This window comes from Arthrobacter globiformis NBRC 12137, assembly GCF_000238915.1.
GTDB classification, from domain to species: domain Bacteria; phylum Actinomycetota; class Actinomycetes; order Actinomycetales; family Micrococcaceae; genus Arthrobacter; species Arthrobacter globiformis.
Genome location: NZ_BAEG01000047.1, coordinates 1 through 23,164, shown reverse-complemented (window position 1 = coordinate 23,164; position 23,164 = coordinate 1). Strand labels below are relative to the sequence as shown.

At 66.2% G+C, this 23,164-nt stretch carries 17 protein-coding genes; 14 read left to right on the top strand and 3 right to left on the bottom strand.

Features of this window, described 5'->3' with window-relative positions; translation table 11 throughout:
- Positions 1-12: 12 nt before the first annotated feature.
- Both ARGLB_RS08490 and ARGLB_RS08485 read left to right on the top strand, forming a co-directional pair.
- Positions 13-1,299: a sensor histidine kinase gene (locus ARGLB_RS08490; RefSeq protein WP_003801169.1), complete on the top strand. Its 1,287-nt coding sequence runs from the start codon at positions 13-15 to the stop codon at positions 1,297-1,299.
- On the top strand, positions 1,296-1,976 hold the full coding sequence (locus ARGLB_RS08485; protein WP_003801167.1) for a winged helix-turn-helix domain-containing protein: 681 nt from the start codon (positions 1,296-1,298) through the stop codon (positions 1,974-1,976). Before ARGLB_RS08490 ends, ARGLB_RS08485 begins: the two co-directional genes overlap by 4 nt.
- A gap of 115 nt (positions 1,977-2,091) precedes the next feature.
- On the opposite strand, the gene ARGLB_RS08480 is transcribed toward ARGLB_RS08485, so the two are convergent.
- Positions 2,092-2,682 carry a hypothetical protein gene (locus ARGLB_RS08480; protein WP_003801166.1) on the bottom strand — a complete coding sequence of 197 codons (591 nt, stop codon included), beginning with the start codon at positions 2,680-2,682 and terminating at the stop codon, positions 2,092-2,094.
- A 326-nt stretch (positions 2,683-3,008) separates the two neighbouring features.
- On the opposite strand from ARGLB_RS08480, the gene ARGLB_RS08475 reads away from it, so the two are divergent.
- From ARGLB_RS08475 to rlmB, 6 genes are all read left to right on the top strand, one after another.
- Complete coding sequence (locus ARGLB_RS08475) at positions 3,009-3,491, top strand: CarD family transcriptional regulator (RefSeq protein WP_003801164.1); 483 nt, start codon at positions 3,009-3,011, stop codon at positions 3,489-3,491.
- Between the two features lie 177 nt (positions 3,492-3,668).
- Positions 3,669-4,451 (top strand): 2-C-methyl-D-erythritol 4-phosphate cytidylyltransferase, encoded by a 783-nt coding sequence (ispD, locus tag ARGLB_RS08470; RefSeq protein WP_003801162.1) that lies wholly within the window; start codon positions 3,669-3,671, stop codon positions 4,449-4,451.
- A gap of 50 nt (positions 4,452-4,501) precedes the next feature.
- The gene (gene ispF, locus ARGLB_RS08465; RefSeq protein WP_353713403.1) at positions 4,502-4,987 is read left to right on the top strand and encodes a 2-C-methyl-D-erythritol 2,4-cyclodiphosphate synthase; all 486 of its coding nucleotides are present in this window, start codon (positions 4,502-4,504) and stop codon (positions 4,985-4,987) included.
- A gap of 100 nt (positions 4,988-5,087) precedes the next feature.
- Positions 5,088-5,414 (top strand): hypothetical protein, encoded by a 327-nt coding sequence (locus tag ARGLB_RS08460; protein ID WP_003801159.1) that lies wholly within the window; start codon positions 5,088-5,090, stop codon positions 5,412-5,414.
- A gap of 32 nt (positions 5,415-5,446) precedes the next feature.
- A complete protein-coding gene (gene cysS, locus ARGLB_RS08455) occupies positions 5,447-6,901 on the top strand; it encodes a cysteine--tRNA ligase (protein WP_003801157.1) in 1,455 nt (484 codons plus the stop codon).
- Between the two features lie 92 nt (positions 6,902-6,993).
- Positions 6,994-7,995, top strand: a complete 1,002-nt coding sequence (gene rlmB, locus ARGLB_RS08450) for a 23S rRNA (guanosine(2251)-2'-O)-methyltransferase RlmB (protein ID WP_003801155.1) — start codon at positions 6,994-6,996, stop codon at positions 7,993-7,995.
- 183 nt (positions 7,996-8,178) lie between these two features.
- On the opposite strand, the gene ARGLB_RS08445 is transcribed toward rlmB, so the two are convergent.
- Positions 8,179-8,988 (bottom strand): carbon-nitrogen hydrolase family protein, encoded by an 810-nt coding sequence (locus ARGLB_RS08445; protein ID WP_003801153.1) that lies wholly within the window; start codon positions 8,986-8,988, stop codon positions 8,179-8,181.
- Between the two features lie 112 nt (positions 8,989-9,100).
- Here ARGLB_RS08445 and glgX point away from each other — a divergent pair, with 112 nt between their 5' ends.
- The 3 genes from glgX to ARGLB_RS08430 are packed head-to-tail and all read left to right on the top strand — an operon-like array spanning position 9,101 to position 12,103.
- Positions 9,101-11,230, top strand: a complete 2,130-nt coding sequence (gene glgX, locus ARGLB_RS08440; protein WP_043418531.1) for a glycogen debranching protein GlgX — start codon at positions 9,101-9,103, stop codon at positions 11,228-11,230.
- A 17-nt stretch (positions 11,231-11,247) separates the two neighbouring features.
- Positions 11,248-11,742 carry a guanyl-specific ribonuclease gene (locus ARGLB_RS08435; protein ID WP_003801150.1) on the top strand — a complete coding sequence of 165 codons (495 nt, stop codon included), beginning with the start codon at positions 11,248-11,250 and terminating at the stop codon, positions 11,740-11,742.
- 4 nt (positions 11,743-11,746) lie between these two features.
- A complete protein-coding gene (locus tag ARGLB_RS08430) occupies positions 11,747-12,103 on the top strand; it encodes a barstar family protein (RefSeq protein ID WP_003801149.1) in 357 nt (118 codons plus the stop codon).
- Between the two features lie 57 nt (positions 12,104-12,160).
- On the opposite strand, the gene glgP is transcribed toward ARGLB_RS08430, so the two are convergent.
- Positions 12,161-14,779 (bottom strand): alpha-glucan family phosphorylase, encoded by a 2,619-nt coding sequence (glgP, locus tag ARGLB_RS08425; RefSeq protein ID WP_175304978.1) that lies wholly within the window; start codon positions 14,777-14,779, stop codon positions 12,161-12,163.
- 131 nt (positions 14,780-14,910) lie between these two features.
- Between glgP and ARGLB_RS08420 the strand changes: the two genes are divergently transcribed.
- Genes ARGLB_RS08420 through ARGLB_RS08410 form a run of 3 tightly spaced genes read left to right on the top strand, consistent with a single transcriptional unit; the run spans position 14,911 to position 22,672 of the window.
- Positions 14,911-16,983 (top strand): alpha-1,4-glucan--maltose-1-phosphate maltosyltransferase, encoded by a 2,073-nt coding sequence (locus ARGLB_RS08420; protein WP_050934315.1) that lies wholly within the window; start codon positions 14,911-14,913, stop codon positions 16,981-16,983.
- Positions 16,984-16,989: 6 nt separating this feature from the next.
- The gene (treS, locus tag ARGLB_RS08415) at positions 16,990-18,786 is read left to right on the top strand and encodes a maltose alpha-D-glucosyltransferase (RefSeq protein ID WP_003801137.1); all 1,797 of its coding nucleotides are present in this window, start codon (positions 16,990-16,992) and stop codon (positions 18,784-18,786) included.
- Position 18,787: 1 nt separating this feature from the next.
- On the top strand, positions 18,788-22,672 hold the full coding sequence (locus ARGLB_RS08410) for a 1,4-alpha-glucan branching enzyme (RefSeq protein ID WP_003801135.1): 3,885 nt from the start codon (positions 18,788-18,790) through the stop codon (positions 22,670-22,672).
- The last annotated feature ends 492 nt before the right edge of the window (positions 22,673-23,164 follow it).

The window sequence follows — 23,164 nt, the reverse complement described above, 5'->3', positions numbered from 1 at the left end:
GGCGTGGATCCAATGCTCTTAGGTGTCATCGCCGGCCTGGTGGGCCTGTCGTTCGGCGTCTTTGGCGTGCTCGCCTTCCGCGCCAGCGAGAAGCAGCGCGAGCTTGTGGACATTGAGTACGACGAACCGGCGCTGCCACAGGGCTCCGCGGAAGTCCTCGCCGTCGTCGGGCAGGCATTTGTGGTGGTGGACGCGATCGACGGCGTCGTCCGCGCCAGCCCGGCTGCCTATGCCTACGGCCTGGTACGCGGCCATACCGTTGTGCACCGCCAACTGCTGGACATGACGGCGAACGTCCGGCGCGACGGCGTCATTCTGGAGAGGCAGCTGGAACTGCCCAGGGGGCCGCTCGGCCAGGGAACCATCATCGTGCAGGTCCGGGCCGCGATGCTGGGCGAGGAATACATCCTCCTGCTGGCTGATGACCGCACCGAGATCACCCGGACCGAGGAGATCCGCAACGACTTTGTGGCCAACGTGTCCCACGAACTGAAGACCCCGGTGGGCGCCATCTCGCTGCTGGCTGAAGCGCTGGAGTCGTCGGCGGACGACGAGGATGCCGTCCGCCGCTTCGCGAAACGCATGCACAAGGAGTCGGCCCGCCTCGCCGCGCTGGTGCAGGACATCATTGAGCTGTCCCGGCTGCAGGGCGCGAACGTGGCGCAGCAGGGCCACCCCGTGGATATCAACGACGTGATCTCCGAGGCGGTGGACCGCTCGCAGCTACCCGCCGAGAGCAAGAACATCCAGATCGTCATTGGCGGCCGGGCGGAGGCCAAGGTCTACGGTGACCAGGACCTGCTGGTCACGGCGCTGCGCAACCTCATCGACAACGCGATCCGGTACTCACCGGAAAACACCCGGGTGGGCATCGGCGTGCGGTCCAAGGAAGGCCTGGTTTCCGTCTCCGTGACAGACCAGGGCGAAGGCCTGTCACCCGAGGACCAGGAACGGGTTTTCGAGCGCTTCTACCGGGTGGATGCGGCCCGGTCCCGCCACACCGGCGGAACCGGTCTGGGCCTGAGCATCGTCAAGCACGTTGTTTCCAACCACGGCGGGGAAGTCACGCTGTGGTCGCAGCCCGGCCAGGGCTCCACATTCACCCTCCGGCTGCCGGAGATGGAAGGGCAGGAAGGGGAAGCCGCACCGGAGCCGCGTCCCCGCGCCGGGGACGCCGGCGCCGCCCAGGAAACCAAAGCGCCGGCGCCCGCCTCACCGCAGAACCAGCCTGACCGGCCGCAACAGGCCAGGGAACCACACGACGCCGCCGGCGTCCACGAACGAGGAGCTAACGCTTGAGCAGGATTCTTATTGTCGAGGACGAGGAGTCGTTCAGCGATCCCCTTTCCTATCTTCTGGGCAAGGAAGGGTTCGAAGTGGAGGTCGTGGACAACGGCCTGGACGCCATCACGGAATTCGACCGCAACGGGGCAGACCTGGTGCTGCTCGACCTGCAGCTGCCGGGACAGTCCGGCACGGAGGTTTGCCGGCAGCTTCGGCAGCGCTCCACAGTCCCCGTCATCATGCTGACCGCGAAGGACACCGAGATCGACAAGGTCGTCGGGCTTGAACTGGGCGCAGACGACTACGTCACCAAGCCCTACTCCTCCCGTGAGCTGGTGGCCCGTGTCCGCGCGGTGCTGCGCCGCCAGGGCGAGCCCGAGGAGCTGATCTCATCCACCGTGCATGCCGGTCCGGTGCGGATGGACATCGAGCGGCACGTGGTGAGTGTCGACGGCGAGCAGGTGTCGCTGCCGCTGAAGGAGTTTGAACTGCTGGAGATGCTGCTGCGCAACTCCGGACGAGTACTGACCCGCGGCCAGCTGATTGACCGGGTGTGGGGCTCCGACTATGTAGGCGACACGAAAACGCTCGATGTCCACGTGAAGCGCCTGCGCAGCAAGATCGAGCCCGACCCGTCGCTGCCGCGCTACCTCGTCACGGTGCGGGGACTGGGCTACAAATTCGAGCCGTAGAAGCTGGCCGACGGCCGGGGAACGGCCAGGGCGAGGCGGCGGCAACAAACGAAGAAGGAGGGGTTCCCTGCCGGGAGCCCCTCCTTCTTGTATCGCTGCCCTGTTGGCTGCGCTCTTAGTGGCCTTCGGCGGGCGCGGCCGTGGCGGACTCGCTCGGCGTTGCGGTTTCGCCCGGGGTCGCGGTCTCGCTCGGAGTGGCGGACTCGCTGGGCGCCCCGCCCGGCAGGTAGGCGGCGTATTCCTTCAGCGTGCCGTCCACCACGGGAATCTTCACGGTCTTGTTGACGTTGGTGCCGTCCTCGGTCACCTGGACGTCCACGAGGGATCCGGGCTTGCCGCCGGACGTGCTCAGGACCGCTGCGTCCGCGGACTCGTTCAGCAGGGTGTAGGCGTTCTGCTTGACCGCAACTTCAGTCTGTGCGCCTTCTGCCCCCTTGAGGGTGACCTTGACGTCCTTCGACGAGGAGTTGTAGACGGCACCGATGACGCGGCCCGGCTGGTTCTCGCCACCGGAAACGATCAGCATGTTGCGCAGCTGGACCGGCCCGACGTCGGCACGGGTTCCGTCGGAGGCGGCGTACTGGTGAGAGGTCTGCTGGGCGTTGACGTAGCCGCAGCCCGTCAGGGCCAGCAGGCCGACGCTCAGGGCGGCTGCCGCCATTGCCATTTTGCCGCTCTGGCCCCGGTTCATCGCAGTGAAACGCACGTCACGCACTCCTCGAAAAGTCTTTGAAACAGTTTTCAGGCATAGCCTATCGGCAAAGAGGGTCAAACAAGGATTCGGCCCCTCCACATGACTGGCCCCTCCGTCGCCGATTATGGGGGTCCCCGGGCCGCTAGCGGAGACCCACAACTACCCGCGCGTAACGCTTGTGGGCCTGCATGCGATGCACTATTGTTCGCGTTCGTCAAGGGGTCTGAGCGGCCGATTTCGGCTATTTTCCGCGGATTTACGGGGTTCCCGGGCCGTTTCCATGCCAGTCATATGCCTTAATCGTGATAAACTGATCTGCGGGAAAGGGGAAAGTCCACATGGTTTTTGAGGTCGGCGAGACAGTAGTTTACCCTCACCACGGTGCAGCAAAAATTGAAGAGATCAAGATGCGCACTGTCAAGGGCGAAGAGAAGATGTATCTCAAGCTCAAGGTGGCTCAGGGTGATCTGACCATTGAAGTTCCAGCAGAGAACGTTGACCTTGTTGGGGTTCGCGACGTAGTGGGCAAAGACGGTTTGGAGCACGTGTTTGACGTGCTTCGCGCCGAGTTCACTGAGGAGCCCACCAACTGGTCGCGTCGTTACAAGGCAAATCTGGAGAAGCTTGCTTCCGGTGACGTCATCAAGGTAGCAGAGGTCGTTCGCGACCTGTGGCGCCGGGATCACGACCGGGGCCTTTCCGCAGGCGAGAAGCGTATGCTGGCCAAGGCCCGGCAGATTCTGATTTCAGAATTGGCTCTGGCTGAAAAGACCGACGAAGAGAAGGCTGCAAGCGTTCTCGACGAGGTCTTGGCTTCCTAACAAGAATTGAACCCCGGTGGCACCGTGCCGCCGGGGTTTCTTTTTGCCCAAAATCGGCCTGCCCAAAACCCCCCATCCAGGTAGCAGCTCGCGGCGGTCTCAGCGCTGGGAACGCCCGCAGCTGCTACTGAGTTGGGAGATGGAGGGGGAGCGCGGCAGGGACGTAGGCTAGAGCGCATGAACACTGCACCCAAGCGCCCTGTGACCGCCGTGATCCTCGTCGCCGCCGGTTCCGGGCAGAGGCTGGGGTATGGCATGCCGAAGGCCGCCGTGCCGCTGGGGGGTGAACCGATCCTCATGCATGCCCTGCGCGGGATCGTCGCGGCAGGCATTGCCAGCCAGGTGTGCATTGCGCTCCCGGCAGGGGAACAGGAGCTTCGGCGGCTTTGTGAGGACTTCCGGTTGGAGCTGGTGGACGGCGGCCCGCTCCTGACCATGGTCGACGGCGGGGCCTCCAGGGCGGATTCGGTCCGTTCCGCCCTGGCCGCCGTGGAGGACGGCACCGAAGCGGTCCTGGTGCATGACGCCGCCCGTGCCCTGACGCCGGAGCCGGTCTTCCACCGGGTGGTCCAGGCGCTGGCAGCCGGTGCCGACGCAGTGATTCCGGTCATCCCTGTGGTGGACACGGTCAAAACCGTCGCCGCCACCGAAGGGCCCGCTGCGGACATCGCCCCTGAACTCGTCACGGGAACCGCCCCGCGGGAGGAGCTCCGGGCGGTCCAGACCCCACAGGGGTTCAAGCTCTCCGTTCTGCGGCAGGCGCACGAGGCAGCCTCGGGCTTCGATGAGCGCCAGGCTGCCGCGGTTACCGACGACGCCATGCTGGTGGAGCTTCTCGGGGTGCCGGTGCATGCCGTCCGCGGGGCCAGCCAGTCACTGAAAATCACCACGCCGCTGGACCTCATCATCGCCGAAGGCCTGCTGGAGGGACCCCTGGGCGCCCGCTGGGTGGAGGGCTGATCAACCACATGACGAAAGACGCCATGACAGACAACGCTTCGCGGACCCCAATGCTCCTGCCACGGACAGGCATCGGCATCGACGTACACGCCTTTGCCCCGGACAGCGATCCGCAGCCGCTCTGGCTGGGCGGGCTTTTCTGGGAGGGGGAGCGGGGCCTCGCCGGCCATTCCGACGGCGATCCCGTGGCACATGCCGCAGCCGATGCATTGTTCTCCGCCTGCGGGATCGGCGACCTGGGCACCCACTTCGGCACGGACCGTCCCGAATTCGCCGGCGCTTCCGGAGTCACGCTCCTGGCCGAAGCTGCCCGGATCGTCCGGGCGGCAGGCTTCGAAATAGGCAACGTCGCTGTGCAGTTCGTGGGCAACCGTCCGAAGTTCGGCCCCCGCAGGGAGGAGTCCCAGCGCGTCCTCACCGAGGCCGCAGGCGCTCCGGTCAGCGTCACCGCCACCACCAGCGACGGCCTGGGCTTTACCGGCCGCGGCGAAGGCATTTCCGCTGTGGCTACGGCCCTGGTCTACCCGGCGGCGTAGCTGCCCCGACGGAACCGGCCCGCCGGGCGGCTGCCCGCCCCCACGGCCAAATCGCCTAGGCTGGAATAAGCCCAAGTACCGCAATCCCAGGAGACCCGCCGTGAAAAAGTTGCTTCCCGCCGTCGTGATCGCTGGGGTGCTTCTGGCCGGCTGTGCCGGCAGCCCCCGCATGAGCGTCGAGGAGAGCTGCAAGTTCCTGCAGGGCGACACGTTCAAGCCCACGGGCAACCAGCAGCAGCAGGCCGACCAGATCGCCAAGCACTACCAGGAGGTCGCCGACAAGGTGGCCCAGGACGTGGCCGACCCCATCCAGAAGATGGCCGACATCATGAAGCAGGTGGCTGGCACGTCGCTGGGCAACAAGAGTGCGGAGCAGACGGCGGAACTCGCCAGGCAGAACAACAGGATCGGCGAGGTCTGCAAGTAAGCGGGGACATTGGCATCGGCTAATCTGGAGCGGTGACTCTGCGCTTTTACGACACTGCATCCGCCGAAGTCCGTGACTTCGTTCCCCTGGTACCGGGCAAGGTAAGCCTGTACTACTGCGGTGCGACGGTGCAGGGCATGCCGCACGTGGGGCATATCCGCTCCGCCATCGCCTTCGACCAGCTCACCCGCTGGCTTGAGTACCGCGGCTTCCGTGTCACGGTGGTCCGCAACGTCACCGACATCGACGACAAGATCCTCGCCAAGTCCGAGGCCTCCTTCCACCCCGATTTCGAGCAGGAGCCCGGCTCCGTGCCAGAGGAGGAATGGTGGGCGCTGGCCTATCGCTATGAGCAGGAGTTCCTCAAGGCCTACGACACCCTCGGCGTGTCCCGGCCCACCTACGAGCCGCGGGCAACGGGCCACATCCCGGAGATGCACGCCCTCATCCAGCTGCTGATCGACCGCGGCCACGCGTACCCTGCCCTCGATGCTTCGGGGGACGTCTACTTCGACGTGCGCTCCTGGAACAAATACGGCGCACTGACGCGCCAGAAGATCGATGACATGCAGGGAGCCGCCGACGCCGATCCGCGCGGCAAGAAGGACCCTCGCGACTTTGCCCTCTGGAAGGGACACAAAGAGGGGGAGCCGACGACGGCGAGCTGGGTTTCGCCGTGGGGCGCCGGCCGCCCGGGCTGGCACCTCGAATGCTCGGCGATGGTCACCAAATACCTCGGCACCGAATTCGACATCCACGGCGGCGGCCTCGATCTGCGCTTCCCGCACCACGAAAACGAGATGGCGCAATCCCAGGCTGCGGGCCACGGCTTCGCGAACTTCTGGATGCACAACGGCATGGTGACGTACCAGGGCGAGAAAATGTCGAAGTCCGTCGGCAACACGGTCAGCCCGGCGGAGATGCTGGAGCTCGCGCCGCCGCGGGTCGTCCGCTACTACCTGGGCCAGGCACAGTACCGCTCGGTGCTGGACTACCAGCCGACGTCGCTGCAGGAGGCCGCTGCCGCCGTCGAGCGCATCGACGGCTTCGTGGCCCGCGCCGTCCGGGCGCTGTCCTCCGACGGTGCCCTGCTGTTTGGCAGCCACGGCACGGTTCCGGAGGCGTTTGCCGCTGCGATGGATGACGACCTCAACGTGCCGCAGGCCCTCGCGGTGCTGCACGACACGGTCCGGGCCGGAAACTCGGCACTGACCGATGGTGACCTCACGGCTACGCGGCAGGCGCTGGACAGCGTGACCGACATGCTCAGGGTCCTGGGCATCAGCGCCGCCGCGCAGCCCGCCGTCGACGACCAGGCCACCAGTGCCCTCGGCACGTTGATTGAAGCGCAGCTCGCCGCCCGCGCCGAAGCCCGCTCGAGGAAAGACTGGGCTGCCTCCGACGCTATCCGGGACACCCTCGCTGCGGCCGGCGTCCTGGTCGAAGACAACGCCGACGGCGCCACGTGGAGCCTGCAGCGCAGCTAGCCCCGGCGGCTCAGCGCCCGCCCGGTCAACGATTTGAGGCCAGTCAGTAGACTGGAGTCCAGACTTACTCAATACAACCAAGGGTGGAATTCATGGCCAACAAAGGTCGCCCGGGCGCAGTCCGCAAGCTCAAGAAGGGGCCCACCACCGGAACCGGTGGCCACGGCCGCAAGGCTCTCGAAGGCAAGGGGCCAACCCCCAAAGCCGAGGACCGCCCCTACCACAAGGCGCACAAGAACAAGCAGCTCGCTGAGCGCTCGGCCGCCAAGCGGCCCGGCGGTGCCGGCGCCACCCGCAGTGCCGGTGCCCGGTCTGGTCCGAAGGGGCGTGCCACCGAAGAAGTGGTCACCGGCCGCAACTCCGTCGTCGAAGCACTCCGGGCCGGCATTCCGGCCAAGGCACTGCACGTTGCCATCCGCATCGAGATGGACGACCGCGTCAAGGAATCCCTGAAGATCGCCGCTGAACGCGGCATCCCGCTGCTGGAAACCGGCAAGCCCGAGCTGGACCGGATGACCGACGACGCCGTGCACCAGGGGCTCGTGCTCCAGATTCCCCCGTACGAGTACCAGGACGCCTACGAGCTGGCCGAACAGACGGTTGAAGGCTGGAAGAAGGGGCACATCGCGAATGCGCCGCTCTTCGTTGCCCTCGACGGCATCACCGACCCCCGCAACCTTGGCGCGATCATCCGCTCGGTCTCGGCATTCAGCGGCCACGGCGTCATCGTCCCCGAACGCCGCTCCGTCGGCGTCACGGCGGCGGCGTGGAAGACCAGCGCCGGCGCGGCCGTGCGTGTTCCGGTGGCCCGTGCCTCCAACCTGAACAACGCCATCAAGCAGTTCAAGGACATGGGCGTCTTCGTGCTGGGGCTCGACGGCGACGGCGACGTCTCGCTGCCGGACCTGACCGTCGCCACCGAACCCGTCTGCATCGTGGTCGGTTCTGAAGGCAAGGGCCTCAGCCGCCTCGTCCGGGAGAACTGCGACCAGATCGTCTCCATCCCGATCGACTCCGCCATGGAATCCCTGAACGCTTCCATGGCCGTCGGCATCTCGCTCTACGAGGTCTCGCGCCAGCGCTCCGCCAAATAAGCCCACCCTGTCGAGGGCCGCTTCCTCACCTTTCGCAGGTAAACCGGGGACGCTTCCTCACCTTTCGCAGCGAAACGGCCAACGCTTCCGCACCCAGGTGCGGAAGCGTTTGCGTTTTAAGAGCAGGACCTGAGGAAGCGTTCGGTTTTAAGCGACAAGAGGTGAGGAAGCGTTTTGCCGCTCCTAGAATTCCCGGCGGTTGGCCAGGACTGGGAGCTTGGTGCGGGCTTCCTTGACCCGGTCGGGGTCCAGATCGGCGAACAGAAGGCCGGGGGCGCCGTCGAGCTCCTGGAGCACCTCACCGAAGGGCGAGATGACCGCGCTGTGTCCGACGCCCGTGGGCGCTGCGCCGCGGGGTTCGGTGCCCTGGGTGGCAGGATCGCCCTGGCCGCAGGCGAGGACGTAGGTGGTGGTGTCCACGGCACGGGCACGGGCCAGGAGTTTCCACTGGTCCACCTTGCCGGGGCCGGAACCCCAGGAGGCGCAAACGATGTTGGCGACCGCTCCGCGATCGGCGTTGGCCGTGAACAGGGCCGGGAAACGGATGTCGTAGCAGGTGGCCAAGCCAAAGGTGAGGCCGCCGACGTCAAACGTTACGGGGCCGGTCCCGGCATCCACGGTGTCGGACTCCAGGAATCCGAAGGCGTCGAACAGGTGCACCTTGTCATAGCTGGCGTCCACGCCCGGCCCTGCCACCAGCAGCGTGTTGCGGACTTTCGCCTGCCCGTCGGAGCTCGATGAACCCGGGGTGAACATTCCGGCAATAATTACAATCCCCAACTCGCCGGCAATCGAGCGGACACGGCCGGCCCACGGGCCGTCCAGGGGCTCGGCGATGTCCAGCAGCGAATTGCCGAATGCGCGCATGGTGGCCTCCGGGAAAACGACGATCTCGGCGCCGCCGTCCTTGGCACGGCGGGCGTATTCTTCGACCACGGTGAGGTTCCCGGCCACATCCCTTCCGGTGATGATCTGGGCCAATGCAATCTTCACGAAAACCTCCAGTCGGTGCGTTGTGAGAGCGTTCAGCGGTGCCGCCACAGCCCGCCCGCGTAACATGCGGGAGGAGATTAGCCATTTGGCTGTGACAGCTAAGCTTTAATTGATGGTAATGCCCCTTTTAGACACAGCCTTGACGGTGGACGACTCCCAGGCCTTTCCCCTCGGGGTCAGCGACGCGCGCCAAGGTCCGGGGGGCGCACCCGGCAGCCGCGTACGAGTCGCCGTCTACGCGCCCGGTGTCGCGACGCTTGAGGTGGCCTACCAGGCGCCCGGCCAAAGCTGGCGGCTCCAGACCCTGTCCAAACTCGCGAACGGCGTCCACCAAGGAGTGGTGGACGGTTTTCCCGTGGGATCCCGGTACGGCTTCCTCGCAGCCCCCAAAGACCAAGCCGCCGCCACGGGCGACGAGGTACTGCCGCTCGCGGTTCCCACGGTTGATTTTGACGACGACGGCAGCCGGCAACCGCTGTTGCTGGACCCTTACGGCCGGGCCGTCGATGAACGCGACGGATTCCTGACCAGCGTCAGGATGTCCTCCGACTTCGACTGGGGCTCGGACGGGAAGCCGAATATCCCGTGGCGCAACACCATCGTCTACGAGGCACACGTCCGCGGACAGAGCATGCTTCATCCGGACATCCCGCAGGCGCTGCGCGGCACGTACGCCGGCATGGCCCATCCCGCGATGATCGAACACCTCACAGGCCTTGGCATCACCGCCCTGCAGTTGCTGCCGGTGCATTTCCATCTGGACGAGCCCCACCTCCAGAACCTCGGCCTCACCAACTACTGGGGCTACAACACGGCGGCGTTCTTCGCCCCGCACCCCGCGTACGCCACCAAGGCCGCCCAGGAAGCCGGGCCGCAGGCCGTCCAGGACGAATTCAAGGGAATGGTCAAGCTGCTGCATGCAGCCGGCATCGAGGTCATCCTCGACGTCGTCTACAACCACACGGCCGAAGGCGGGCCGGACGGGACCACCCTAAGCTTTCGGGGGCTGGGCGAGCAGAAGTACTACCGCACCGACGGCAACGGAAAATACATCGACACTACGGGCTGCGGCAACACGCTCAACTTCGGCGAGCCCCGCGTCGTCCAGCTGGTGCTGGACTCGCTGCGGTACTGGGTGGACGAGTTCCACATCGACGGCTTCCGCTTCGACCTTGCCGTTACGCTCTGCCGGAACGCAGCCAACGAGTTCGATCCCCGCCACCCCTTCCTCGCGGCGGTCGCCGCCGATCCGGAGCTGTCCCGCGTCAAGCTGATCGCGGAACCGTGGGACGTGGGCTACGGCGGCTGGCAGACCGGTCGGTTCCCCGTCGGCTGGGTCGATTGGAACGATCACTACCGCGACGCCGTCCGCTCCTTCTGGCTGGCCGACCGCGCCGCTCTCGACAACGGCGGCCGGGGCGGATCCGTAGCCCGGCTCGCCGACGCCCTGTCCGGGTCGGCAAGCCTGTTCGAACCGTCGGGCCGTTCCAGGCTGGCCTCGCTGAACTACATCACCTCCCACGACGGCTTCACGATGACAGACCTCGTGTCCTACGACCGCAAACACAACGAGGCGAACGGGGAACAGAACCGGGACGGGCACGGCGACAACCGCAGCTACAACCACGGCTTCGAAGGGCGCACCGAGGATGAGGGCATTCTGACGCGCCGCGCCCAGAGCAAACGCAACCTCATGGCTTCGCTCATGATTTCCCTCGGTGTACCCATGATCACGGCGGGGGACGAACTGGGCCGCACCCAGCAGGGCAACAACAACGCGTACTGCCAGGACAACCCGCTCACCTGGGTCGACTGGACCAGCACGCCGGAGTCCCACGCCATGCTCCGCAGCACCAAGCGCGTCATCCGGCTTCGCAACGAGTTCCTGGCCGCCCAGCCGCACGACTATCCGGTCCGCGACGCCCGCTCCTACCTGTACTGGTACGACCGGGCCGGGCAGCCCATGTCCATGGAACGGTGGAACGACAACGGGAACCGGGTGGTTCAGCTGCTCCTCGGCTCCGACGACGGGCACGTGGCCGGGCTCATCGTGGTCAACGGCGGCTCCGAGGACATTGAGGTCACCCTTCCGCAGGTCACCAACGACGACGGCACCGGCAAGAGGCTGTTCGATCTGCGCCTCACCACGTCCGAGCTGCACGACCGGCGCCAGGGCGCCCTCGTGGCGTCCGGTGAGCCTGACGAGGTGCAGGCCCACACCATCAACATCTACCGCACATAGGCTACGGGGAATCAGGCATGCGCGGGCGTTGGACTGTCGGAACGCTGCTGCTGGGGCTTGCCGTGGCTGCCCTTGTGGTCTTCAATCTTTTCATCCCACCGGGCGGCACGCCGCCCGCAGCGGGACCGCAGGGAACGACGACGTCGGCACCCGCCAATGCGTCGTCGGCACCCGCCGCTGCGCCGTCGTCGTCGGACGGCAAGGCCACCGGAGTGCCGAACGCGTCCGGACTGCCCGCTATCCGGGAGTCCCAACTGCCGGCCGAAGGCCGGCGGACCCTTGCCCTGATCCGGAAGGGCGGCCCTTACCCGTACAGCCGCGACGGCGTGACGTTCGGCAACTTCGAACGCATCCTGCCCCGCAAGGCCAGCGGGTACTACAAGGAGTACACGGTTCCTACCCCGGGCGAGTCGGACCGCGGAGCCCGCAGGATCGTGGCAGGACAGGCCGGCGACAAGTACTACACCCCGGACCACTACGAATCGTTCAAGTTCATAGCAGAAGGCAAATAGCACCATGAAGATCTACTCCGGCGACACCTGGACCCTCGAGGAACTCCGCGACCAGGTCGTGGACACCGGCCGCCGCAGCCTGCTCGTCCCGGCCGCCGACTCCAAGAAGGCTGTGCTCGCCGCTTTCGGCGAGGCCCTGGACTTTCCGGAGCACTTCGGCGTGAACCTGGACGCGCTCAACGACTCACTGCACGACTTCGCGGACGCGATTTCCGATGACGGCGCGGAGCCCCTGACCGTGATCTGGGAGGTTCCCGCAGCCTTCCGCGGCGACCGCTCCTTCGGCATCATCTGCGAGATCCTCCAGGACGCTGAGGCCTACGCCGGCAAGGACCTCGCAGTCATCGCAGTGCTGCTGTAGCCCACCTGGGCCCACGCCGTCAGGGGTAACTGGCCGAGGCTACGGAGACGGTGGGGACTACGCGTTGACGATCAGCCCCAGCTCGGCCTTGGACGCAAGGGCGTCGTGTTTGGGGAGTACCCTCACGGTGTAGCCGAAGGATCCGGAGCGGTCGATCACAATGGACCCGGCGAAGAGATAGCGGCCGTTGCCGAGCTCCTCCTTGGCCTCCAGTTCCACCATCGTCACATTGGCCAGTTCGTCGCTGTCGGCTGCCTGCCCGTACGCCACCTCCACGGCCACGTCCTGCGGAGACAGGTTGTGCAGTCCCACGTAGGCGTGGACCTGGAGGGTGTCGCCGATCTGCGGGTCCTCGGAGACGCCGAGCGAGTCCACGTGCTCCACGTGCAGCTGCGGCCAGGCCGCGCGGACCTTGGCGACCCATGCCGCCAGTGCCTTGGCCTGGGCATAGGAGCCTGCGACCGCCTCGCGTCCCGAAACCGCGGCGGGACGGTACAGCACGTTGACGTAGTCCTGCAGCATCCGCTCGGCCGAGACCGCCGGGCCGAGATGCGACAGCGTGTGCTTGATCATGGAGACCCAGTGCGTGGGGATCTTTTCGTGGCCGGACTCGGACGGCCCGGCGGCGCCAGCCGCCTCGGACACGGTGTTGCCGTAGAAGCGGGGCGCCACCTGGGTCTCGAGCAGCTCGTACAGCGCCGCGGCCTCGATGTCGTCCCGCTCGTCGGCGGAAGCGCCGTTGTTGGCGGTCGGGATCGCCCAGCCGTTTTCGCCGTCGTACATCTCATCCCACCAGCCGTCCAGGACGGACAGGTTAAGGGACCCGTTGATCGCGGCCTTCATGCCTGAGGTGCCGCAGGCTTCGAGTGGCCGCAGCGGGTTGTTCAGCCAGACGTCGCAGCCGGGGAACAGCGTGCGGGCCATGGCGATGTCGTAGTTCGGCAGGAACACGATGCGGTGCCGGACCGCGGGATCGTCGGTGAAGCGGACCAGGTCCTGGATCATCTTCTTGCCGGCGTCGTCCGCCGGGTGCGACTTGCCCGCGATGACCAGTTGGATGGGGTGTTCCTTGTGGAGCAACAGGGCCTTCAGGCGCTCCGGGTCCCGCAGCATGAGGGTCAGCCGCTTGTAGGTGGGCACGCGCCGGGCGAAGCCGATGGTCAGGACATCCGGGTCCAGCACGGAATCGGTCCAGGCCAGCTCGGCATCGGCCGCACCGCGCTTCTTCCACGCTGCCCGCAACCGTCGCCGCACGTCCTCCACGAGCGAGACGCGCATCTCACGCCGGAGCGCCCAGACTTCGGCGTCGGAGACGTTGTAGGCGAGGTCCCACCGGCCCATCACCTCGGCTTCGGGCCCAAACCGCTCCCGGGCGAGCTTCGAGATGCGGGGATCCACCCAGGTGGGGACGTGCACGCCGTTGGTCACGGAGGTGATGGGCACTTCCGAGTGGTCGAATCCCGGCCACAGTGCAGAGAACATGCCGCGCGAGACTTCGCCGTGGAGCTTGGCAACGCCGTTGGCCCGCTGTGCCAGGCGCAGGCCCATCACGGCCATGTTGAACACGAAGGGGTTGCCCTCGTGGAAGTTCTCCCGGCCCAGGTCAAGGATGCGCGAGGTGGGAACGTCCGGCGCCAGCCCGGCCTCGAAGAAGTGCTGGATCTGCGCTGCCTCGAAACGGTCGATGCCGGCCGGAACCGGCGTGTGGGTGGTGAACACGGTGGACGAGCGTCCGGCAGCGAGGGCCTCGTCGAAGGTGAGCGACTGTTCGCCGGCCATCAGCTCCTGGATCCGTTCGATGCCGAGGAACCCGGCATGGCCCTCATTCGTGTGGAACACCTCGGGTGCGGGCGTGCCGGTGAGCTTCTGGTAGGCGCGCAGCGCCTTGACCCCGCCCATGCCGAGCAGCAGTTCCTGCTGCAGCCGGTGGTCCCCGCCGCCGCCGTACAGGCGGTCCGTGATGCTGCGGGCGGCGTCGTCGTTTCCGGGGACGTTGGAGTCCAGGAGCAGGAGGGGGACGCGTCCGACGTCGGCACGCCAGATGTGTGCCGCAAGGTGCCGCCCATTGGGCAGCGGCAGGGAAATTTCCAGCGGCTTGCCGTTGCCGTCCGCGGCCGGTTCGCGCAGCAGCGTGAGGGGCAGGCCGTCGGGATCGATGACCGGGTAGGTCTCCTGCTGCCAGGCGTCCCGGGAGAGTGACTGCTTGAAGTAGCCGGCCTGGTAGAGCAGGCCGACGCCGATCAGTGGCACGCCGAGGTCGGAGGCGGCCTTCAGGTGGTCGCCGGCGAGGATGCCGAGGCCGCCCGAATACTGCGGCAGGACTTCGGTGATGCCGAATTCGGGGGAGAAGTAGGCGATGGAGGCGGGGGCGTCGCTGCCCAGGCCCTGGTACCAGCGGGGTTCGGTGAGGTACCGGTCCAGGTCCGCGGCTGCCGCCTGGACCCTGGCCACCACGTCCTTGTCCGTCGCGAGCCGGTGCATGTCTTCACGGCCCACCAGGCCCAGGAAGCTGACCGGATCATTGCCGCACTGGGCCCAGACACGCGGGTTCAGGCTTTCGAACAGTTCCCGGGTGGGCCGGTGCCAGGACCAGCGGAGGTTGGTCGCCAACCGGGCCAGCGGCCGGATCGGCTCGGGAAGAACGGTACGGACTGTAAATCTGCGGATTGCCTTCACCTGCGCCACACTAACCGACTAGGTGAACGGCAGGAACCGCTTTTGATTACTTTCCGGTAAATGACGAATCGCTTCATTAATTAAGTTCGCAGGCTTAGCAATCCGCCCCGTTTCTCGCTAACGTCGAGCCTGTGACGACAAACACGCGAACCAGCGCCCCAGCAAAGCAAAAGCCGAAAGTTTCGATCACGGAAGGCCTTCGATTCGGCCGTTTTCCGATCACGGACGTTCAGCCTGTTGTCGAAGGGGGGAAGTTCCCGGCCAAGGCGCTGCCCGGCGAAGGAATCGTGGTCAGCGCCAGGTCCTTCCGGGAGGGCCACGACCAGTTGGGCGTCAGTGCTGTCCTTCTGGACCCGAAGGGCAACGAGCGCCAGCGGACCCGGCTCCAGCCGCCGTCGGGCGACCGCGGCAAGGGAACCGACCTCTGGGAAGGGCTGCTCACCCCTGAATCCACCGGAAACTGGTCCTTCGTCATCGAGGCCTGGCACGACCGCTACGGCACCTGGCACCACAACGCCGAGGTCAAGGTGGACGCGGGCATCGACGTCGAACTGATGCTTGCGGAGGGGGCTGCGCTGCTGTCCCAGGCCGCCGAGGAACCGGCCCGGAACGATGCGGACCGCCATACGCTGCGCTCCGCAGCCACCATCCTCGCGGACACCTCCCTGTCGCCCGAGGACCGCCTGGCTGCCGGCTTCAGCCGGGACGTCGCCGGCGTGGTTGAGCGCGAGCCCATCCGTGAGCTCGTCACCGTCTCCGAACCGTTCCCCCTGCTCGTCGAGCGCGACCGCGCAGGCCGCGGCTCCTGGTACGAGTTCTTCCCGCGCTCCGAGGGCGCGGTGCGCGATCCCGGCACGGGCGCCTGGACATCCGGCAACTTCCGGACCGCCGCCAACCGGCTGGATGCCGTGGCCGGCATGGGCTTTGACGTCATCTACATGCCGCCGATCCATCCGATTGGCATCCAGCACCGCAAGGGCCCCAACAACACCCTGATCGCCGGCCCGAACGATCCCGGTTCGCCGTGGGCCATTGGCGCCAAGGAAGGCGGGCACGACGCCATCCACCCCGATCTCGGAACTTTCGAGGACTTCGACGCCTTTGTGGCGCGGGCGAATGAACTCAACCTCGAAGTGGCACTCGACCTGGCCCTCCAGGCCGCTCCGGACCACCCCTGGGTCACCGAGCACCCGGAATGGTTCACCACCCGCGTGGACGGCAGCATCGCGTACGCCGAGAACCCGCCGAAGAAGTACCAGGACATCTACCCGCTCAACTTCGACAACGACCCCGAAGGCCTGTCCAAGGAAATCCTGCGGATCGTCCAGCTGTGGGTCAGCCACGGCGTCAAGATCTTCCGGGTCGACAACCCGCACACCAAGCCGGTGTGGTTCTGGGAGTGGCTCATCGCCAAGGTCAACAAGAAGGACCCCGACGTCGTCTTCCTGGCCGAGGCCTTCACCCGCCCCGCCATGATGCACGCGCTCGGCAGGGCCGGCTTCCAGCAGTCCTACACCTACTTCACGTGGCGCAACACGAAGAAAGAGCTGGAGGAGTACTTCCACCACGTCAGCCACGAGTCGGCTGCCTTCTTCCGGCCCAACTTCTTCGTCAACACCCCGGACATCCTCACCGAGTACCTGCAGTACGGCGGGCCGGCGGCGTTCAAGATCCGGGCGGCCCTGGCGGCAACCGCGAGCCCGCTGTGGGGCGTGTACGCCGGCTACGAACTGTACGAGCACGTTGCCCGGCCCGGTGCCGAGGAGTACATCGACAACGAGAAGTTCGAGTACAAGGCCCGGGACTGGGACGCTGCCGCCGCCTCCGGCCGGACCCTCGCGCCATACCTGACCCGGCTCAATGAAATCCGCAGGGCGCACCCGGCTCTGGGGGACCTGCAGAACCTCACCCTGCACCAGTGCACGGACGACGCCACGGTGGTCTACTCGAAGCACAAGACGCTCCCGGACGGCACGCGCGACACCATCATCGTGGTGGTCAACGTGGACCCGCACAGTGCGAGGGAAGGCATGGTGTCGCTGGACCTGTCAGCGCTGGGGCTGGACCCGGCCGATCTCACGCCGAACGGCGGGTTCTGGGTGGATGACCTGATCTCAGGCGAGTCTTGGGAATGGGGGGAGTACAACTACGTGAGGCTGGATGCACATGTTGAACCTGCACACATCCTGAGCATCCGGAGGTAGCCGCCAGTGAGTTTCAGTCCGCAGAGTCCCTTCCAGCACTTCACCCCCAAGAGCACGTTCGAGCTCAATGCTCCGGGTTTGCAGCATGATCCGCTGTGGTACCGGAAAGCGGTGTTCTATGAAGTGCTGGTCAGGGGCTTTGCGGACGCCAACGGCGACGGCTCGGGCGACTTCCACGGGCTGATCGACAAGCTGGACTACCTGCAATGGCTGGGCGTGGACTGCCTATGGCTGCCGCCGTTTTTCCAGTCACCCCTCCGGGACGGCGGGTATGACATCTCGGACTACAACTCCGTCCTGGACGAGTTCGGCACCATCAGCGACTTCAAACGGCTCGTCGCGGAGGCCCATGCCCGCGGTGTCCGGGTCATCATCGACCTCCCGCTGAACCACACGTCAGACCAGCACCCCTGGTTCCAGGAGTCCAGGAAGGACCCCGACGGCCCCTTCGGCGACTTCTACGTGTGGAGCGACACGGACGAGAAATACCAGGACGCGCGCATCATCTTCGTGGACACGGAGGAATCCAACTGGACCTTTGACCCGATCCGGCGGCAGTTCTTCTGGCACCGGTTCTTCAGCCACCAGCCTGACCTGAACTTCGAGAACCCGAAGGTCATCGACGCCGTATTCGACGTCGTGCGGTTCTGGCTGGACCAGGGGATCGACGGGTTCCGGGCGGACGCCATCCCGTACCTGTACGAGGAGGAGGGGACCAACTGCGAAAACCTCCCGGCAACGCACGAGTTCCTGCGCAAGCTGCGGAAGATGGTGGACGAGAGCTATCCCGGCAGGGTCATCATCGCCGAGGCCAACCAGCCGCCCAACGAGGTGGTGGAGTACTTCGGCACAGAGGAGGAGCCGGAGTGCCATATGGCCTTCCATTTCCCGATCATGCCCCGGCTCTACTACGCGCTGCGTGACCAGAAGGCCGCGCCCATCATCGAGACCATGCACGACACCCCGGACATCCCGGAAGGTGCACAGTGGGGAACGTTCCTTCGCAACCACGACGAGCTGACGCTAGAAATGGTCACCGCCGATGAGCGGGCCGCCATGCTCGGCTGGTACGCGCCGGACCCGCGCATGCGGGCCAACATCGGGATCCGGCGCCGGCTGGCGCCGTTGCTGGACAACTCCAGGGCGGAAATCGAGCTCATCAATGCCCTGCTGCTGTCCCTGCCGGGCAGCCCGTTCCTGTACTACGGGGACGAGATCGGGATGGGTGACAACATCTGGCTCGAGGACCGTGACGCCGTCCGCACGCCCATGCAGTGGAACCCCGACCGCAACGCCGGGTTCTCCAACGCCGATCCCGGCAAGCTGTACCTCCCTGTGATCCAGTCGCTGGTCTACAACTACGCCATGGCAAACGTGGAGGCCGAGGCCGCACATTCCGGATCGCTGCTTCGCTGGACCCGGCAGATTCTCAGCGTGCGGAAGAACCACCCGGCGTTCGGCCTCGGGGCGTTCAGGCACGTGGAGGCCGACCACGAGGTGGTGCTGGCCTACCTCCGCGAACTGCCGGAAGGCAATGCAGCGGGCGAACCGGCCGAATCCATCCTGTGCGTCTTCAACCTTTCCCAGCATCCGGTGTCCTCCACCCTGAGGCTTCCGGACTTTTCCGGCCGGGGCCTGCGGGACGTCTTCGGAGGCCAGCCATTCCCCGGCATCAGCGACGACGGACAGCTGACGCTGACGCTGGGCAGCCACGACTTCTTCTGGCTGCGCCTGCGGTCCACGGTTTCAAACCCAGCTTCACCCTTTACCCAAGCGATGCCGATACTGTCGATTGAGGGATGAGATGACCCAAACCACACTGACACCCACACTCGAACAACTGCTCCGCGACTGGCTGCCGGCCCAGAGGTGGTTCCCGGTGAAGTCCCCGGACTTCACCCTGGCGCCGGTGGGCGGCCTGGTCCTGGAGGACCCCACCCGCCGCGCCGGCCTGGAGGTGTTCCTCGCGTCCGTTGCGTCCAAAACGGCCGACGGCGTCTCCCGCACCGACGTTGTCCAGATCCCGCTCAGCTACCGCAGCCAGCCGCTGCCGGGCGCCGAACGGGCCCTGATCGGTGAAAGCGACGATGCCGAAATGGGGCACCGGTGGGTCTACGACGCCGTCCACGACCCCGCCTTCATTGCAGCGTGGCTGGACCTGATCCGAACGGAGGACGCCGCCGGCACCGCCAGTGGCCACCTTTCCGGTGCCGGCCAGCCCCTGCCGCAGGCCTCCGGGACGGTCCGTGTCCTGTCCGGCGAACAGTCCAACACGTCGGTGATAGTGGACGACGGCGACTCCGCGGCAATCGTGAAGTTCTTCCGTGTGCTTTCGGCCGGGCGAAATCCGGAGGTGGAGGTTGGCGCCGCGCTGTCCGCGGCCCGCACCTCGGAGGTCCCTGCCACGCTGGGCTGGGTCACCGGCGAGTGGTACCCGCAGGGGCAGCTGCCCCAGGGTAAGCCCGCATCGGGGGGCCCTGCCCGGGGCGAACTGGCAGTGGCCCACGAATTCCTGGCCGGCGGCCGGGACGCGTGGCGGCTCGCCGTTGACGCGGCGGCCGGGGGAGTGGACTTCACGGCCGAGGCGCATGCCCTTGGCCATGCGACGGCCACAGTCCACCGCAGGCTCGCCGAGACACTGGGTGTTTCGGCCGAAGCGGTTCCGGGCGGGGATATTGCCCCCGGAGTAGCCCAGCGGGTGCGTCAGACGTGGGCGGAGGCGGGACCCGCCGTCGGACCTTACGAAGAAGCGCTGGAAAGCCTGCTCAGCCGGCTCGAAGGCACCCCCGCCGGCGCGCTTCAGCGCATCCACGGCGATCTGCACCTCGGCCAGATCCTGCAGGTACCCGGCGCCGGAGGCGGCCATGACCGGTGGGCCATCCTCGACTTCGAGGGGGAGCCGCTCCGGCCAATCTCCGAGCGCAACTTCCCCGACGTCCCGCTCCGGGACGTGACAGGCATGCTTCGCTCCTTTGACTACGCGGCCGGTGCCGCCGAACGCGAACAGCCGGACGTCCGCGTCCCGGAATCCTGGGTGGACGACTGCACGGAGGCCTTCCTGGCAGGCTACGCGGAAGTAACTCCCGGAACGGTGGACCGTAATTCGCCGCTCTTTGTGGCATTGTGGCTGGACAAGGCGCTCTACGAAGTCGTGTACGAGCTGCGCAACCGGCCGGGCTGGCTGGCCATCCCGGTGAATGCGGCAAGACGGCTCCTCAGCACTAAAAGCTCCGGCGAACCGGCCGGGGCAGCAGCGGAAGGTAATAAGATGACAGGCTCTGCACACACCGACAGTCCCCACGCACCGTTGCACGTGGACGCGCACACGCTTTCACGCGTCGCGGCCGGTGAACACCACGCCCCGCACTCGGTGCTTGGTGCCCATTTGGACAACTACGGTCACGTGACCATCCGCACCGTGAAGCACCTCGCGGAGGCCGTCAACGTGGTGACCCAAGCCGGAACCGTGCCCATGACCCATGAGGCCGAAGGCGTCTGGGTGGCGGTACTGGAGCCGTTGCAGCACGGCCACGTGCCGGACTACCGCCTTGAGGTCACGTACGAGGGCGCCGAGCCGGTAACCGTGGACGATCCGTACCGCTACCTTCCCACCGTGGGCGAAGTGGACCTGCACCTGATCGGTGAAGGACGCCACGAGAAGCTCTGGACGGTGCTGGGCGCCCACGTGCAGCACTACAAGTCCTCGCTGGGCGACATTGACGGCGTGTCCTTCGCCGTGTGGGCCCCGAACGCCGAAGCGGTCCGGGTCAAGGGCGACTTCAACGCCTGGGACGGGCGGGAAAACTCGCTGCGGTCCCTCGGCTCCTCGGGCGTCTGGGAACTGTTCATCCCGGGTGTCCCCGCCGGCGCCTGCTACAAGTACGAAATCAAGACCAAGGGCGGCTACTGGGTGGAGAAAGCCGACCCGCTGGCCTTCGGCACCGAGGTGCCCCCGCTCACCGCTTCGCGGGTTGTCGAGTCCCACTACCAGTTCCAGGACGCGGACTGGATGAAGGAACGCGCCGCCCGGGATCCGCACAACTCGCCCATGAGCGTTTACGAGGTCCACCTCGGATCCTGGCGCCTGGGGCTTAGCTACCGCGAGCTGGCCAAGGAGCTCGTCGATTACGTGAAGTGGCTCGGCTTCAGCCACGTCGAGTTCATGCCCGTGGCCGAGCACCCTTTCGGCGGCTCCTGGGGCTACCAGGTCACCTCCTACTACGCACCCACGTCCCGCTTCGGGCATCCCGATGAGTTCCGCTTCCTGGTGGACTCCCTCCACCAGGCGGGCATCGGGGTAATCCTGGACTGGGTTCCGGCGCACTTCCCGAAGGACAACTGGGCCCTGGCACAGTTTGACGGCCAGCCGCTCTACGAACACGCTGACCCGAACCTGGGCGAGCACCCGGACTGGGGCACCCTCATCTTCGACTTCGGCCGCACCGAAGTCCGGAACTTCCTCGTGGCCAACGCGCTGTACTGGCTCGATGAGTTCCACATCGACGGCCTCCGCGTGGATGCCGTCGCGTCCATGCTGTACCTGGACTACTCGCGGGAGCACGGCCAATGGCAGCCCAACCGCTTCGGCGGCCGCGAAAACCTGGAGGCCATCTCCTTCCTCCAGGAGGCCAACGCCACGGTATACAAGACGCACCCCGGCGCTGTCATGATCGCGGAAGAATCCACGGCGTTCCCCGGCGTCACCGCGCCCACCAGCCAGGGGGGTCTCGGCTTCGGCCTCAAATGGAACATGGGCTGGATGCACGACTCGCTCAAGTACGCCTCCGAAGACCCGGTCAACCGCAAATGGCACCACGGCACGGTCACGTTCTCCATGGTGTACGCCTTTACCGAAAACTTCCTGCTGCCCATCAGCCACGATGAGGTTGTCCACGGCAAGGGCTCGATGCTCCGCAAGATGCCCGGCGACCGCTGGCAGCAGCTGGCCAACCTCCGCGCCTTCCTCGGCTACCAGTGGGCGCACCCGGGCAAGCAGCTGATCTTCATGGGCACCGAATTCGGCCAGGAAGCCGAGTGGTCCGAACAGCACGGCCTCGACTGGTGGCTCGCGGACATTCCGGCGCACCGGGGCATCCAGATGCTGCTCAAGGACCTCAACGGGCTCTACCGGTCGACGCCGGCCCTGTACGCCCGCGACAACGAACCCGGCGGATTCCAATGGATCAACGGCGCCGACGCCGACCGCAACGTCCTGACCTTTGTCCGCTGGGACACTGAGGGCAACCCGCTGGTCTGCGCCGTCAACTTCTCCGGCGGACCGCACAAGGACTACGCCCTTGGCGTGCCGTCCACGGGAGCATGGACGGAGGTGCTGAACACCGACTCCGCGGAATACGGCGGATCGGGCGTCCTCAACGGCGGCACACTGACCGCGGAGGACGAAGGAATCGACGGCCAGCCGGCAACCCTTACGGTTACCCTGCCGCCGCTGGGCGCCGCGTACTTCCGGCCCGCCGGTGCCAACGTAATCACCACGGCGGCTGCGGCCAGGGCTAAAGCCACTGAAGCTGAATCCATCTTTGCCGGGCCCACGGCTGCTGAGACCGGGCGTGTTGAATCGCGAGCTGCTGAGGCCCGTGATGCTGAACCCGGGGTTGTTGAACCGAGGAGTGCTGAACCGAAGGGTGAGACGGGGAAGTCTGCTTTGCCCGGCGGGCCGCTCGTCTGAGTCCCGTCTGAGTCACGGAGGACCGCAGATGTGAGTCCTGGCGGACCGTTGGTCGGTGCCGCCACCAGACGGTTGTTTCACTAGGGCGGTTGCTCACTAGGAGGAGGGCCCGGAATCCCTTGGGATGCCGGGCCCTCCTTGGCGTTGCGTAAGCCCAGTTGGCATTCCGCCGAGGTAGTGGTAGAGTTTATTTCCGCGCCGCTCCACAGAGCGAGTCGATCGAGGTGATCCGGAAGCCACAGGCTGGGCCGGACAGAAACCGCCGATTTGACTCGGATGAAGCGAGCGGGTAAGTTTGAAAAGTTGCTCCGGAGCGATCCTGAACGTTGGTTTGGGTGGTGCCGGGTGTGTCTGTTGTTTGAGAACTCAATAGTGTGCCAAGTTTGTTGATACCGATTTTTTATGAATTGGTTGATTGTGCCGGGCTGCCCACCCCCGTGGTGTGGCCTGGTGTTTTTAGCTGGTTTCAAATTTTGTGCAGCCTTCGTTCCT